General features: G+C 65.5%; 14 protein-coding genes. All 14 read left to right on the forward strand.

What is annotated here, in order from left to right; all coding sequences use genetic code 11:
- Positions 1-189 precede the first annotated feature (189 nt).
- The 14 genes from RBB46_RS07280 to RBB46_RS07345 all read left to right on the forward strand — a co-directional run bounded on the left by RBB46_RS07280 (position 190) and on the right by RBB46_RS07345 (position 14,573).
- Complete coding sequence (locus RBB46_RS07280; protein WP_306028246.1) at positions 190-1,035, forward strand: xanthine dehydrogenase family protein subunit M; 846 nt, start codon at positions 190-192, stop codon at positions 1,033-1,035.
- A complete protein-coding gene (locus RBB46_RS07285; RefSeq protein ID WP_306028247.1) occupies positions 1,028-1,540 on the forward strand; it encodes a (2Fe-2S)-binding protein in 513 nt (170 codons plus the stop codon). The genes RBB46_RS07280 and RBB46_RS07285 overlap by 8 nt, the downstream gene beginning before the upstream one ends.
- The gene (locus tag RBB46_RS07290; RefSeq protein WP_306028248.1) at positions 1,537-3,912 is read left to right on the forward strand and encodes a xanthine dehydrogenase family protein molybdopterin-binding subunit; all 2,376 of its coding nucleotides are present in this window, start codon (positions 1,537-1,539) and stop codon (positions 3,910-3,912) included. The genes RBB46_RS07285 and RBB46_RS07290 overlap by 4 nt, the downstream gene beginning before the upstream one ends.
- A gap of 72 nt (positions 3,913-3,984) precedes the next feature.
- Positions 3,985-5,043 (forward strand): C4-dicarboxylate TRAP transporter substrate-binding protein, encoded by a 1,059-nt coding sequence (locus RBB46_RS07295; protein WP_306028249.1) that lies wholly within the window; start codon positions 3,985-3,987, stop codon positions 5,041-5,043.
- 106 nt (positions 5,044-5,149) lie between these two features.
- Entirely contained in the window at positions 5,150-5,710 is a 561-nt protein-coding gene (locus tag RBB46_RS07300; protein ID WP_306028250.1) for a TRAP transporter small permease subunit, read from the forward strand.
- Entirely contained in the window at positions 5,707-7,032 is a 1,326-nt protein-coding gene (locus RBB46_RS07305) for a TRAP transporter large permease (RefSeq protein ID WP_306028251.1), read from the forward strand. Before RBB46_RS07300 ends, RBB46_RS07305 begins: the two co-directional genes overlap by 4 nt.
- Positions 7,033-7,223: 191 nt before the next feature.
- Positions 7,224-8,036, forward strand: a complete 813-nt coding sequence (locus RBB46_RS07310; protein WP_306028252.1) for a class II aldolase/adducin family protein — start codon at positions 7,224-7,226, stop codon at positions 8,034-8,036.
- A 166-nt stretch (positions 8,037-8,202) separates the two neighbouring features.
- Positions 8,203-9,120 carry a LysR family transcriptional regulator gene (locus tag RBB46_RS07315; protein ID WP_306028253.1) on the forward strand — a complete coding sequence of 306 codons (918 nt, stop codon included), beginning with the start codon at positions 8,203-8,205 and terminating at the stop codon, positions 9,118-9,120.
- A gap of 125 nt (positions 9,121-9,245) precedes the next feature.
- Positions 9,246-9,614: a DUF2946 family protein gene (locus tag RBB46_RS07320; protein ID WP_306028254.1), complete on the forward strand. Its 369-nt coding sequence runs from the start codon at positions 9,246-9,248 to the stop codon at positions 9,612-9,614.
- 89 nt (positions 9,615-9,703) lie between these two features.
- A complete protein-coding gene (locus tag RBB46_RS07325; RefSeq protein ID WP_306028255.1) occupies positions 9,704-11,128 on the forward strand; it encodes a PepSY domain-containing protein in 1,425 nt (474 codons plus the stop codon).
- Between the two features lie 109 nt (positions 11,129-11,237).
- Complete coding sequence (gene queF / locus RBB46_RS07330; RefSeq protein WP_306028256.1) at positions 11,238-11,705, forward strand: preQ(1) synthase; 468 nt, start codon at positions 11,238-11,240, stop codon at positions 11,703-11,705.
- Between the two features lie 28 nt (positions 11,706-11,733).
- A complete protein-coding gene (locus RBB46_RS07335) occupies positions 11,734-12,186 on the forward strand; it encodes a TspO/MBR family protein (protein WP_306028257.1) in 453 nt (150 codons plus the stop codon).
- Positions 12,187-12,396: 210 nt separating this feature from the next.
- Entirely contained in the window at positions 12,397-12,801 is a 405-nt protein-coding gene (locus RBB46_RS07340) for a cupin domain-containing protein (RefSeq protein ID WP_306028258.1), read from the forward strand.
- Positions 12,802-12,842: 41 nt separating this feature from the next.
- A complete protein-coding gene (locus RBB46_RS07345) occupies positions 12,843-14,573 on the forward strand; it encodes a peptidase M14 (RefSeq protein WP_306028259.1) in 1,731 nt (576 codons plus the stop codon).
- The last annotated feature ends 2 nt before the right edge of the window (positions 14,574-14,575 follow it).

Genomic DNA, 14,575 nt, shown 5'->3' on the forward strand with positions numbered 1-14,575 from the left:
GCTCGTTGTGGCCCAGACCGCTGGAAAACCTTCTTGTTCCGGTCGGCATCGCCGTCGTCAAGTTTTCTCTTGCTTTTCGATAAACCATAATAGATCATTTGATCAATAAAGAAAGACGCCGTTGCCCCATCCGCTCCTCCGCGCAGGAGCATCCGGACAGGAACGCGGCCGTCGGGGAGGAACATCGACATGAAAGCCGCAGCGGCCGGATACGTCCGGGCGAACGATCTCTCTCATGCCATTTCCCTGCTTGCCGCCTCCGAGGGACAGGCACGGGTGCTGGCCGGCGGACAGAGTCTGATCGCCTCGCTCAACCTGCGTCTTGCCGGCGAGACGGCGCTGATCGACATCAACGGCGTCACGGAACTTTGCGGCATCGCGCTTGACGGCGATGTGCTGCGTATTGGGGCGCTTACCCGTCACCGCGAGCTAGCGACATCCGATCTTGTTGCCCGTCATGCGCCGGCCATTTCCCAGGCCGCGCCGCTCATTGCCCATGCTGCGATCCGCAACAGGGGCACGATCGGCGGGTCGCTCGCCTATGCCGATCCGGCGGCGGAATTGCCGGCCTGCATGATCGCGCTCGATGCGACCATCGTCGTGCAGGGGCCTGCCGGTCGGCGTGGGGTGAGGGCGACCGACTTTTTCATCGACCTGTTCACCACCGACCTTGGCGAGGACGAGATGATCGTCGCGATCGAGGTGCCCGCATGCGCGCCCGGCGAGCGGCAGGTGACGATGGAGCTTGCCCGGCGCTCCGGCGACTACGCGCTTGCCGGCATCGTGCTGGTCCGACGCGAGAATGGCGCGCGGGTGGCCTTCTTCGGTGTCGGTCCGACAGCGGTCCTGGCGCGCGCCGCGATGGCCGTGATCGACCGCGAGGGTTCGCCGGACGAGGCTGCAGCCGTCCTTGATCAGGATATCCAGCCGCTCGACGACGTGCATGCTCCCGCTTCCGTCCGTCTTCATCTGGCGCGCGTGTTGCTGCGCCGTGCCCTCAACGCGACCCTTGCCGCGGAGGTCGGTCATGTCTGATATCGCAGGGTTTCCCACCAAGGTGGACATCTCGCTCACGGTCAATGGCGAAAGGGTCGAGGCGCGCGTTGACGTCGCCCGGCATCTCGTCGATTTCCTGCGTCTCGATCTTGGTCTGAGCGGCAGCCATGCGGGTTGCGAGCATGGTGTGTGCGGCGCCTGCACGCTGCAGGTCAATGGCGAGGTGGTGCGCGGCTGCCTGACGCTTGCCGCCCAGCTCGACGGGGCCGAGGTGTGGACCGTGGAGGGTCTGACCGACACGGGCAGCCTTGCCGATCTTCAGGCGGCATTCGTCTCCCGCAACGCCTTGCAGTGCGGCTTCTGCACGCCGGGCATGCTGTTCGCCGCCGCCGACGTGCTGGCGTCGGGTAAGGTTCCGAGCCGCGCGGAAATCCGTGAGCACATCTCCGGCAACTATTGCCGCTGCACCGGATACGAGGCGGTGGTGGACGCCATCGAGACGGTCGCAAGGTCGCGTGCCGGTGGCGGGGAGGCTTCGGCATGACCATCAATTTCGGCAATCCCGATCGTCCCAACAGCTATATCGGCCGCACCGTTCCCCGTCCCAATGCCCGCCGGCTGGTCGAGGGGCGGGGCCGCTATGTCGACGACATCGTGCTGCCGCGCATGCTGCATGTCGCCTTCGTCCGCAGCCCCCATGGCCATGCGCGGATCCTGGCCATCGACACCGGGGCGGCGTCTGCCGTGCCGGGCGTGCGCCGCGTCTTCACGGGCGCGGATATCGCGGAGTTCTGCAGCCCCTGGGTTGCCGTTCTCGCCCATCTGAAGGGACTGAAGTCGGCGCCGCAGCATCCACTTGCGATGGAGCGAGCCACATGGACCGGAGAGGCCGTCGTCGCCGTCGTTGCCGACACGCGCGCGGCCGCGGAGGATGGCGCGGCGCTGGTGGAGGTGGAGTACGAGACGCTTCCCGTCGTCACCGATATCCGCACCGCGCTCGACGAGACGACGCCACTTATCCATTCGGAACTTGGCGACAATCTCGCCTTCCGCCGCCTGCACGAGCACGGCGAGGTGGATGCGGTTTTCGCCGGGGCGCACACGGTGGTGGAGGCAAGTTTCAAGACGGCGCGGCACACCGGTGTGTGCGTCGAGCCACGCTCGATCCTCGCCGACTACAATCCCGCCGAAGGGCAGATGACGGTCTACCACTCGACCCAGGCCCCGCACATGATGCAAAGCGTCATCGCCCAGCATCTCGACATGCCGGAAGGCAGGGTTCGGGTGATCTGCGGCGACGTGGGCGGTTCCTATGGGATCAAGGTGCATGTCTACCCGGACGAGATGGCAACAGTCGCCATCTCGCGTGCCATGGGGCGACCGGTGAAGTTCATCGCCGACCGGATCGAGAGCTTTGCCACCGACATTCATGCCCGTGACCACGAGATCGACGCGCGCATCGCGGTCGACGGGGATGGCCGCATTCTCGGCATTGACGTTGATGACTGGACCGGCATCGGCCCCTATTCGGTCTATCCGCGGACCTCGGCGATCGAGGGCAACCAGGTGGTCAACCTGTGCGGCGGTCCCTATGACTTTGCCGCCTATCGGGCCCGCACCACGGTGGTGCTGCAGAACAAGGCGCCGACCTGCCAGTATCGGGCCGTCGGCCATCCGATCGCGGTGGCGATCACGGAAGGGCTGGTCGATTTCGCCGCCGAGGCGCTTGGCCTCGATCCGGTCGAGATGCGTCGCCGCAACCTGATCAGGGACGATGCCTATCCGTGCACCTCTCCGGCCAACATGCGCTTCGAGGGCCTGTCGCATCACGCTTCGCTCACCAAGCTTCTGGAGCTGATGGACTATGACGGCCTGCGGGCCGAGCAGGCGGCTCTGAGAGAAAAGGGCATCCATCGCGGCATCGGCATTGCCAGCTTCATCGAACTGACCAATCCGAGCCCGTTCATGTACGGCATCGGCGGTGCGCGGATCTCCGCGCAGGACGGCTGTACCGTGCGCATGGACCCGGATGGCAGCGTCGTTGCCATGTCGGGCGTCACGGAGCAGGGGCAGGGCACCGAAGCGATGCTGTCGCAGATCGTCGCGGAGGCCGTCGGGGTTCCGGTGACGCGGGTAAAGGTGGTGACGGGCGATACCCAGACGACCCCTTATGGCGGGGGAACCTGGGCCTCGCGCGGGGCCGGCATCGGCGGCGAGGCGGCGCTTCAGGCGGGCCTGGCGCTGAAGGACAGCATCCTGACGGTTGCTGGCTCGATGCTGCAATGCGCGCCGGACGGGCTCGACATCGTCGATGGCCAGGTCTGCGACAAGGCCGGCGGCGAGGCGCGCATGCCGCTCGAGGAGCTTGGCCGGATCGTCTATTTCCGCGGCGACACATTGCCGAAGGACCTGCCGCGCGAACTGGTGCAGACGCGCCACTTCATCACTTCGGACTATCCGTTCGCCTTCACCAACGGCGTGCAGGCGAGCTACCTGGAGGTCGATACCGAGACCGGTTTCGTCAAACTCCTGAAGCACTGGTGCGTGGAGGATTGCGGCCGGGTGATCAATCCGCAGCTCGTCGACGAGCAAATCCGCGGTGGCATCGTCCAGGGGCTCGGCGGTGCGCTCTTCGAGGAGTGCCACTATGACGAGGACGGCCAGCTGCTGAACGCCAACATGGCCGACTATCTCGTGCCGATGGCAGCCGAAATGCCCGACATGGTGATCGGCCACGTGGAAACGCCGACGCAGGAATCGCTGCTTGGCGCCAAGGGAGCCGGAGAGGCCGGCACGGCCGGCGCACCGGCCGCGGTGATGAACGCCGTCAACGATGCGCTTCGCCCGCTGGGAGGGCGGGTGACGCAGATGCCGTTCACGCCGGCCCGGATCCTGGCGTCGATCGGAGTTGAATGATCCGCATCCGGGAAGGATGCGCATGCCCCCGGAGAAGGGGAGCGAACTGGGAAGCGAACTGGGAGGAAAGTCATGAACATGAAGCATCTCTTCGTGGCCGCCACGATGCTCGGCACGGCCTTCGCCATGCCGGCGGCGGCACAGCAGTCGATCACGGTCAATATCGGCTCCAGCCATCCGGAGGCGAATATCTGGGTGTGGGCGATGAAGAACGTCTTCCAGCCGGAGGTCGACCGCCTGCTCGCCGAGAAGGGCGAGTACAAGGTCAACTGGGTCGAGGCCTATGGCGGCACGCTCTACAAGTTCACAGACACGCGCGAGGCTGTGCGTGACGGCATCGTCGACGTGGGAATGGTGGGCACGGTCTGGGAAGGCGCCACCATGCCGCTCCAGAACGTCACCTATTTCACGCCGTTCGCGACGTCCGACCATCTGCTGCTGATCGACATCTTCGACAGGCTGTCGGACGAACTGCCGGAGCTGCGCGACAGCTGGGCGGAGCAGAACATGGTGCACCTGTCGTCGCTGATCACGGACAGCTATGATGTCTACGCCAATTTCGAGATCGACACGCTGGCGGATCTGCAGAACCGCAAGATCAATGCACCGGGCACCTCGGCCAACTGGCTGCGCGATACCGGCGCAACGCCGATCGACGGAGCCTTGACCACCTACTACACCAACATCCAGACCGGTGTTTCTGAAGGAGCCCTCTCGTTTGCCTCCGGCATCCTGCCGACGCGGGTCTACGAGGTCGCGCCGAAGCTGACGCGCGTCGGCATCGGCGCCATGTATTTCGGCGGCATCGCGGTCAACAAGAGCTTTTTCGACGGGTTGCCGGCCGACGTCCAGGCCGTGTTCCGTGCCGCCGGCAAGGAGACGTCCAGGCGCCACGGTGCCTACGTGACCGACAAGGCCAACACGGCGATCACCGAGATGCAGGCAGCAGGCCTGGAGATCACCGAACTGTCGGCCGAGGAAAAGCGCAAGTGGGTCAGCAACCTGCCGAACATCGTCGAGCCGTGGCTGGAGACCGGCGGCGATGCGGCAAAGACCGTGCTCAAGGCCTATTTCGCGGCCCTTCGCGAGGCAGGTGTCGAGCCGCTGCGCGACTGGGACGCCGGTCTCTAGGACGATAGCCGTTTCCGAACCGGACCCCGCCCGGATAGCATCCGGGCGGGGTCCTTGCGCCGCGCGAATACGGTGCAGCAGGCACGAAGCCGGGGAGAGTGGGTGAATGGCCGAGGAGATCGATCTGGAGACGAGCGTCGAGGCGCCGACCTCGCGCACGGTGGCGCGTGGTCCCTTCGCCCTGGCGGCCAACGCGCTGGCGGCAATCGGCACGATCTGGATCTTCGTGATGATGCTGGTCATCGTCGCCGACGTGCTCGGCCGCAATCTCTTCAACGCCCCGATCACCGGCGTGGCGGAAGTCTGCGCCCGCTCCGTTGTCGCCATCGTCTTCCTGCAGGTGTCCTCGGCGGTGCTCAGCGGACGCATGACGCGGGCGGACTTCTTCGTGCGCGGCCTTGAACAGGCAAGCCCGCGCGTCATGCGCCTTGTCGACGCGCTGTTCGCGCTTGTCGGCGCCGCCGTCTTTCTGGCAATCCTCTACGCGACCTGGCCGGACACGGTGGCCGCCTGGCGGGGCAGCGAGTATTTCGGCGTGCAGGGCGTCTTCACCATCCCGACGCTGCCGTTCCGCGCCATCATTGTCATCGGCTCCGCCTTCGCCGCCGCCGCCTATCTCGCGGTTGCAGCCTCGCATCTCGTTTCTCAACCGAAAGACGACGCATGACCGCCCTGACCATCGGCGTCCTCCTGATCCTCGCCCTGATCTTTTTCGTGCTGATGGGCATGCAGATCGCGGTTGCGCTTTTTGCCGTGGCGTTTGCCGGCGTGTGGATCATCCGCGACAATTTCGAGCTTGCGATGCGGCTCCTCTCTCTCACCGCCTATAACGGAATTGCCGATTATCTGTTTGCCACCATTCCGCTTTTCGTCCTCATGGGGCTCTTGGTAAGCATCTCCAATGTCGGGCGCGACACGTTCGAAGTGGCCGAGGAGCTGTTGCGCCGGGTGGCGGGCGGACTTGGCGTTGCAACCGTTGCCGCCAACACCGTCTTTGCCGCCGTCACCGGCGTTTCCATCGCCTCGGCAGCAGTCTTCACGCGCGTCGCGGTGCCGGAAATGCGCCGGCACGGCTACCGGGCCGGCTTTTCCGCCGGCACCGTCGCCGGAAGTTCGGTGCTCGGCATGCTGATCCCGCCGAGCCTTCTGCTGATCATCTATGGCGTCTTGGCGGAAGTCTCGATCGGCCGCATGTTCGTTGCCGGTGTCATCCCCGGCCTGATGCTGGCGCTCGGCTTTATTGCCATGATCGTGCTGCTTGCCCGGTTCCGCCCGGGCTTCGTCTTCACCGATCCGGCGGCGCACTCGCTGGCTGCCGCGGACGGGGGGCCGCGCCTGAGCGGACGCGAGATCGCCGTCAAGCTGCTGCCGATCCTCGCGCTCGTGGTGCTCGTCCTCGGCGGGCTCTACAGCGGCTTCTTCACGCCGACCGAGGCTGGCGGAGTGGGTGCGTTCGGCGCGCTGCTGATTGCGCTGGCGCGGCGCAAGCTCGATCGCCACCGCATCTGGGAAGTCCTGAAGCAGACCGGGACGGTCTCCGTGGGCATTCTCATCTTGCTGATCGCGGCGGGATTCTACAGCCGCATGCTGTCGGTTGCCGGCATCCCCAACGCGATCGGCGACATGGTGCAGACGAGCGGCTTTGGTCCCTACGGCTTTCTGGCACTCTACGTGGTGCTGCTGCTCCTGCTCGGCATGATCCTCGACAGCAGCTCGATCCTCCTGATCATGGTGCCGATCGCCGCCCCCATTGCCCAGTCCATGGGGTTCGACCTGATCCATTTCGGCATCGTCACGGTGATCGCAGTGGAGATCGGCCTTCTGACGCCGCCCTTCGGCATATCGGTCTTCACCGTCCACAACACGCTTGCCGATCCGGATGTCGGGGTGGAGCAGATATTCCTGGGCACGATGCCCTACATGGCCGTGATGCTCGCCTCACTTGCCGCGATTGCCGTCTTTCCCGCCCTGGCGCTCGCGCTGTTGTGAGTTTTCCCGCGTGGGCGCGATAACTGTTATTGCGCTGGTGCGATTGACCCTCCCGTCGCCCGCATGCGACCGAAAAGACAACGCCCGCACTGCATGGCGACCCGGCGCGGCAGCCGGGAGCAGGCGCGGGAACCCGGGGGTCACCGGCCGCGAGAAGACCGGCCCCGGTCATTCGTCAAGGAGGGAGTGAAATGCTGGATCTCAAGGGCCGCGTATCGATCTACCAGCCGGAGCAGGAGGGGCTTCAGTTTCCCTATGAGCCGGCATTCGAGAGTGTCGAGCAGGAGCGGCGCCACCGCAAGGAGCGCCTGGTGGCGGCCTGCCGCGCCTTCGCCCAGCAAGGGTTCGACTACGGTTTTGCCGGCCATCTGACAGTGCGCGATCCGGAGCGTCCGGAGCTCTACTGGACCAATCCGATGGCGGTGCATTTCGCCAAGGTGAAGATGTCCAACCTGATCCTGGTAGACCACGAGGGCACCGTCGTGGAAGGCACTCACGCGGTGAACCGGGCCGGCTTCGTGCTGCACGCCAATGTGCACGAGGCGCATCCCGACATCATCGCCATGTGCCATGCGCACACGGTCTACGGCACCGCTTTCGCAGCGCTGGCCCGTCCCATCGAGCCGATCACCCAGGATGCCTGCGCCTTCTTCGAGGATCACGTCATCATCGGCGACGAGGCCGGCGCCGTCGCGGTCGAGAACCATGCGGGTTCCAATGTCGCGGCAGCCTTCAAGGGCGTGAAGGCGGCCATCCACCAGAACCACGGGCTGCTGACGGCAAGCCGCCACAGCATCGAGGCGGCGGCCTTCTGGTTCATCGCGCTGGAGCGCTGCTGCCAGCAGCAGCTGGCCATCGCCGCCACGGGCATCCAGCCCACCTATGTCAAGCCCGACCGGGCCCGCTACAGCCGCGAACATGTCGGCAGCGAATATATCGGCTGGCTGCATTTCCAGGCGATCTGGGAGCAGCTGCGCGAGGACAGCCCCGACATGTTCGACTGACAGCTGGCTTTCTATTCGGGTTGCCCAAACTGGCGGCCGGTGCGTCATGCGCCGGTCGCCGCTTTTTTCAAGGCTGGCTGACGAACGTGTGCGGTGTTGATACCATTCCCTTTCGAGGGACAGGTCGCCCGACGCTGTCCGGCATCACGCCTTGCGACGGGACTTCATGAAAGACAATCGCCTGCTTGAAATGCGGGTCTTCCGGGCGGTGGTGGAGGCGGGCGGTTTTCGCCATGCCGCCGACCTGCTGGGCGTCAGCCAGCCTTTCGTCAGCCAGAGCGTCTCGGGCCTGGAGACGCGTCTCGGCGTCAAGCTGCTGCACCGCTCGACACGCGGTCACCGGCTCACAGGGGAGGGGCAGACCTACTACTCCGCCTGTATCAAGGCGATCGAGACCGTGGATGCCGTCGAGGGCGAGGTGGCGGCCGCGACGCGGCAGGTGGCTGGCGATCTCCGCGTCAGCGCTCCGATCGCCTTCGGCACCGACCAGATCGTGCCACGTATCCCGACCTTTCTCGAGCGCCAGCCAGGGGTAAACGTGGTGCTGTCCCTGACTGATCGCTACGCCAACCTGATCGAGGAAAATATCGATGTCGCGGTACGGATGGGGCGCCTTGACGATTCCTCCCTGATGAGCCGCAAGCTTTGCGATCTGCAGCGTGTCGTCGTTGCTTCCCCGACCTTCCTCGCCGCGCATGGCCCGGTCGAGCATCCCCACGACCTTGCCCGCTTCAACTGCCTGACATGGGAAGGCCGCAGAGGTCATCTCAACCGCTGGCCTTTCGTCATCGACGGGGCGGTGGAGACCATCTCCGTCAGCGGCAATTTCCGCAGCGCCAACGGGTTGTCGCTGGTGCAGCTCTGCCTGGCCGGTGTCGGCATCATGCGGATGGCCGAGCATCTTGCCAATCCAGCGATTGCCCGTGGCGACCTGGTGCGCCTGCTTGTCGATTTCCAGGCAAGGGACGAAACCGCGTTTCATGCCGTCTACCTGCCCGAGCGGCGGCTTCTGCCGCGCGCTCGCCTGTTCATCGACTATCTGGCGGAGGCCTTTCGCGATCCGCCCTGGTATCCGACGGGTTGAGGCGGATCGGCGACTGGCGAATTGTGAGCGGTGCGAAACCGCGCTAAAGAGCATCAGGCGTCACGATGCAGGGCAGAATGAGCGGGCAGTTTCGCGGACAATCCCGGAAAGGGGAGGAACAGGCATTGAGGAGCGCGGTGTCCGCGCTGATGATGCTTGTTGTCCTCGTCACCGGTCTCATTCCTTCCGGGATGATGCCGACCCGCGATGCGGACGGCCATCTCACCGTCGTGATCTGCACGACCGAGGGCTTGCGCGCCGTCACGCTCGATGCGGCGGGACGGGAAGTGCCGACGCAGGATGACGACGACCGGTCGTCCGCGCCCTGCCTCTTCGCCACCACCGTCGCGCTTGCCACCGGCTCCCCGGATCCCGTCTGGCAGCCCTTTCTTGAGGTTGCCGTCGTGCCTCGCCGGCCAGCCGGCTACGGTGCGCCGGTCTCCCGGCTTCAACCGCTGCCGCTGGGCGCCCGGGCACCACCCGTCACTCTCTGAGCCACGTCTTTCGTTCCTGACACGGCCGCGTCGCGCTTCCCCGGACGGGAGCAGGCGTTGAGCCTGTCGACATGTGCTGGAGAGTTTTCATGAGCGTTTCATCCGAGGGGGCGAGTGCCCCCGCGCGGACGGTTTCAGGCGATGCCGACCGCCGCTTCTACCTTGCCGCCTGGCGCTGGCACTTCTATGCCGGGCTTTATGTGGCGCCTTTTCTGGTCATGCTGGCCATTACCGGTCTTGCGATGATGTATATCGCGGTCTTCGACGGTCGCGACGGCGAGCACATCGCCGTGGCCGTACCGCCTTCCGCGACGCAGCTGAGTGTCGTCGAACAATCGGAAAAAGCGCTGCAGGCGGTCACCGGCGGCACCTTGGTCGAGTGGATCAGGCCGGCGGCGGCCGACCGGGCTTCCGTCTTCCGCATCGCCACCGGCGATGACCAGTCGATGGTTGCGGTCAATCCCTATACCGGCGCCATTGTCGAGACCTGGGACCGGCGTGCCGGTTGGTATGACTTCGTCAACGACATCCACGGAACCCTGTTGATCGGCACGGTCGGCGACCGGATGATCGAGATCGCGGCCGGCTTCGCCGTCGTTCTCGTCGTGACGGGCCTTTACCTGTGGTGGCCGCGCGGCACGGGCGTGTTGCGGGCCTTCGTGCCGAACTTCGCGGAACGGGGACGGGCGCTCTTCAAGAGCCTGCACGTCACGGTCGGCGTCTATGTGTCGCTGATCCTGATTGTCTTTCTGCTCTCGGGCCTCTCCTGGGCGGGCATCTGGGGCGAGCGCTTCGTCCAGGCCTGGAGCACCTTCCCGGCGGAGAAATGGGACAATGTTCCGCTGTCCGACGACATCCACGCCTCGATGAATCACGGCGCGGTCAAGGATGTGCCTTGGGCATTGGAACAGACGCCGATGCCGGCCTCCGGCTCGGATGCCGGTATTGCCGGTATTGCCGACGGCGTGCCGGTCGATGCGGATTCCGTCGCCGGGCTTGCCGGCGAGCTTGGCTATCGCGGCCGTTTCCGCATGTCCTTCCCGCGCGGCGAGACAGGCGTGTGGACGATCAACCAGGACACGATGAGCAACGACGCGCAGAACCCGGTGTCCGACCGGACGGTCCATGTCGACCGCCATACCGGCCGGGTGCTCGCCGATGTCCGCTTTGCCGACTATTCGGCCGCCGGCAAGGCGATGGCCGTCGGTATCGCCTTTCACGAGGGCGACATGGGCCTGTGGAACCTCGTGCTCAACACGGTGTTCTGCCTGTCGGTGATCTTTCTCGTCGTCAGCGGCGTCGTCATGTGGTGGCTGCGCCGGCCGAAGAAAGGGGCGATCCGTCTCTTCGCCCCGCAGGTGCCCGAAGGCCTGCCACATTGGCGCGGGGCGATGCTGGTCATGCTGGCACTGTCGCTGGCCTTCCCGCTGGTCGGGTTGACGCTCGTTGCCGTCATGGCGCTCGACGTGCTGGTGCTGTCGCGCCTGCCTGTCTTCCGGCGGGTCTTCGCCTGAGGCAGGTTCGTTTCCGGAGCCGGTCGCAACCGGCTCCGGACGGCACTCTTTCATGCCGCCGCGCACTGGTGTAGCAGGAACGGACGGATGGAGCGAAAGGCGGCGCGGCATGAGCAGGGACGACATCTATTCCGGGCTGACGCAGCTCGGCAAGGCGACGGAGATACCTTCGGATCCGGAACAGGCGGTGCTCGAGCGGGTGCCCAATCCGCAGGCCGGGACGCGCTATGCGGTGCGCTTCACCGCACCGGAGTTCACCTCGCTCTGCCCGATGACCGGCCAGCCGGATTTCGCCCATCTGGTCATCGACTACCTGCCGGCCGGCTGGCTGGTGGAGAGCAAGTCACTGAAGCTCTATCTCACCTCCTTCCGCAATCACGGCGCCTTCCACGAGGACTGCACCGTCTCCATCGGCCGGCGGCTTGCCGAGCTTCTGGAGCCGGAATGGCTGAGGATCGGCGGCTACTGGTATCCGCGCGGCGGCATTCCCATCGACGTCTTCTATCAGACCGGCCCGGCACCGGCCGATGTCTGGATCCCCGACCAGGGCGTGCCGTCCTATCGCGGGCGCGGCTGACAAGGCCCCGGCTGCAAAGGCGGACATGATGCAAAGATTTGTTGTTCTGGCGGTTTTTCTCGTACTCGTTGTCGGTGGCGGGTTGCTGCTGGGCGGGCTGAGTGTCGTTGGCGACTGGTATGGGAACCTCGCCAAGCCGGCCTTCAATCCACCACCCTGGCTGTTCGGACCGGTCTGGACCATCCTTTACGTCTTCATCGCGATTGCCGGCTGGCTTGTCTGGCAGAGGGACCGATCCGGCTGGCCGATGCGGCTTTGGGCAGTGCAATTGCTGCTCAATTTTCTCTGGACGCCGGTCTTTTTCGGCGCCCACCGGATCGGGGTTGCGCTTGTCATTATCCTGCTGACGGTCGTCGCCATTTTCTCGTTCGTGGTGTCGGCTTGGCACAAGCACCGTGCCGCCGCCGTGTTGTTCCTTCCCTACGCCGCGTGGGTGGCGTTTGCATCCGTGCTGAACGCGGCGATTTTCCTGCTGAACTGATGCCGTGGTTTCAGGGCTCGTTGCATCGGCGACGGCGAGCCTTGCGAGGAATTGTCCGATCCGGACGACCGGGTTGCATTGACCATCCAGGTTTCGGGTCCGGCGGCGGTGACGCGGTCGCGCGAAATGATAAGCTTGCGGCGACCGGCCGGACCGAACCGAACTGAACCGGCGGAAACGCAGTCCCTGAACCGCCACCGGAGCGAGGCCATGAAGATCATCCGAGCCAAAGACAACCCGTCGACGACGCCTCCGGCGGCGTATTTCACCGGCGAGGTCGGCATGGCCTCCCGCTTCACCACGGAGGCGCCGGCGCGCGTCGGCGGCGCGATTGTTACCTTCCAGCCGGGTGCTCGCACCGCCTGGCATACCCATCCGCTCGGCCAGACGGTGATCGTCACGGCCGGCAAGGGTTGGGCCCAGTGCGAGGGCGAACCGAAGGAAGAGATCCAGCCAGGCGACATCGTCTGGTTTCCGCCGGACGTGCGCCACTGGCACGGCGCCACCGACACGAGCGCCATGACCCACATTGCCATCGCCGAGGCGCTCGACGGGGTCTCCGTCGACTGGATGGAGCATGTTGGCGACGATCAGTATCTCGGGCCTCTGGGCTGAGACGAAGGGCACGGGCGTGTGGTGAGGAATGGAGCGGATGCGTGACGACGGTACTGTTTGAAAGGACGTTCGAGCGGACACTGGACCGGCTTGTCGCTGCGGCCGTGCCCGGCCAGGCATTCGAAGCCTGGACATTCGACGATCGGGACAGCCGCGCCGAGGCGGAAAGGCGTCTTGCGGCCAAGGGCGTGCAGGCCCGTATCCGCAGCGCCTACAAGCCCCTGCTGCACGCCTTCCTCGAGGAAATCGACCTTGCCGGCGTCATGGCGATCGAGATCGCCTATCCAGTTCTTCCGCACACGCCCGAAAACCGCTTCCGGCTGGAGACCTATCCGCTGGCCGCGCTGGTCGGGGACCGGGAGTTGCGTTTTTGCGCACGCGCCGACGGGAACCCTGACTATGCGGTCACGCTCACCGGCTCCGACGGTCATGCACGGCATTGCCGTGTCCGTGCGCCGAACCGGGTGCATGTCGATGTGGCGGGGGCGACGAACCTCTCACCGACCGGTTGGTACGCAAGCGGTTCGGACGAGATCGGCGAGCGGCTGGAAACCGATTACGAGGCGGTGTTCGAGGCTGTCATCAAGGCGGTTTCGGATCATGACTGGGGCACGAGCGAACCGTTCTTCGACGAGCTCAACATTCGTGTCGAGCTCCCCTCGGCCGAGGAGGATCTCGCCCATCCGGGCGAGCGGGTCAGCCTCAGGGAGGCCTTGCACGAGGATCTTTATTTTTCGCTGCTGGAGGTTTTCCTGCGCAAGACGGGGCGGCCGATCGGCGACCGGGGCCTGAGGCCCGGCCAGATCGTGCCGGAAGTGGTCGCGAGCGACGGGCGCATCGCCTTGCGCATCGAGATGCGTGCGCTGTCGGGAGACCCGGAAGAGTGTGCCTTCCAGCCGCTCGATGCGGCGCGCGAACCGCTTGCCATGGCGCAGATTGCCGCCGAGCTGGAGGAACTGGGCGGCAAACCCCTGCTGGCGGCAAGCCGGGCGGGCCGGAAGGTCAGGGCACGCCATGTGGCTGGGTCCGACGCGGCGGTCATGATCAGCGCCGGCCAGCATGCGAACGAGACGACCGGCGTCGTCGGTGCCCTTCGCGCAGCGCGACGGCTTCTTGCGCGCGCGGGCGCCCATTTCACCGTCTCGCCGCTGGAGAACCCGGACGGTTACGCCCTGCACCGGCGCCTGCGGCACGACAACCCGCACCACATGCACCACGCGGCGCGGTTCACCGCGTTCGGTGACGATCTCGAATACCGCCCGCGCGGCGTCGGCACTCTCCACGAGACGGAAATTCGGGTCGGAGCCGAGCGAGTGAGCGGTGCGCGCCTGCATGTCAACCTGCACGGCTACCCCGCCCATGAATGGACGCGGCCGCTTTCCGGCTATGTTCCCGCTGGCCACGGAATGTGGACGGTGCCGAAGGGGTTCTTCCTGATCATGCGGTACCATGAGAGCTGGTCGGGCCCGGCGGAGATCCTGCTCGACAAGGTCACGAAGCGGCTTGCCCGCGTTCCCGGCCTGATCGAGGACAACAGGCGCTGGATCGCCTTGTTCGAGGCCCATGCCGGCGACACCGGCCTGAGGCTCGTCAACGGCATTCCCTGTCTGTCAGCCGTCGACGATCGTCATGCAGTGCCCCTGACCCTGATCACCGAGTATCCGGACGAGACCATTTATGACGCGGCTTTCGTCGCCGGTCATACCGCACAGATGGAGACCGTGCTCGCGGCCTATGACGCCTGGCAGGAGATCGCGCCGGCCGTGGCGTAATC

Source organism: Stappia sp. MMSF_3263, from assembly GCF_030733745.1.
Taxonomy (GTDB): Bacteria; Pseudomonadota; Alphaproteobacteria; order Rhizobiales; family Stappiaceae; genus Stappia.

Bases quoted from the DNA above. Each gene is read 5' to 3' on its own strand.
- RBB46_RS07290 (WP_306028248.1), top strand. From the start codon at position 1,537: ATGACCATCAATTTCGGCAATCCCGATCGTCCCAACAGCTATATCGGC.
- RBB46_RS07305 (WP_306028251.1), top strand. From the start codon at position 5,707: ATGACCGCCCTGACCATCGGCGTCCTCCTGATCCTCGCCCTGATCTTT.
- queF (WP_306028256.1), top strand. From the start codon at position 11,238: ATGAGCAGGGACGACATCTATTCCGGGCTGACGCAGCTCGGCAAGGCG.
- RBB46_RS07295 (WP_306028249.1), top strand. From the start codon at position 3,985: ATGAACATGAAGCATCTCTTCGTGGCCGCCACGATGCTCGGCACGGCC.
- RBB46_RS07315 (WP_306028253.1), top strand. From the start codon at position 8,203: ATGAAAGACAATCGCCTGCTTGAAATGCGGGTCTTCCGGGCGGTGGTG.
- RBB46_RS07325 (WP_306028255.1), top strand. From the start codon at position 9,704: ATGAGCGTTTCATCCGAGGGGGCGAGTGCCCCCGCGCGGACGGTTTCA.
- RBB46_RS07335 (WP_306028257.1), top strand. From the start codon at position 11,734: ATGCAAAGATTTGTTGTTCTGGCGGTTTTTCTCGTACTCGTTGTCGGT.
- RBB46_RS07285 (WP_306028247.1), top strand. From the start codon at position 1,028: ATGTCTGATATCGCAGGGTTTCCCACCAAGGTGGACATCTCGCTCACG.
- RBB46_RS07300 (WP_306028250.1), top strand. From the start codon at position 5,150: ATGGCCGAGGAGATCGATCTGGAGACGAGCGTCGAGGCGCCGACCTCG.
- RBB46_RS07340 (WP_306028258.1), top strand. From the start codon at position 12,397: ATGAAGATCATCCGAGCCAAAGACAACCCGTCGACGACGCCTCCGGCG.
- RBB46_RS07280 (WP_306028246.1), top strand. From the start codon at position 190: ATGAAAGCCGCAGCGGCCGGATACGTCCGGGCGAACGATCTCTCTCAT.
- RBB46_RS07310 (WP_306028252.1), top strand. From the start codon at position 7,224: ATGCTGGATCTCAAGGGCCGCGTATCGATCTACCAGCCGGAGCAGGAG.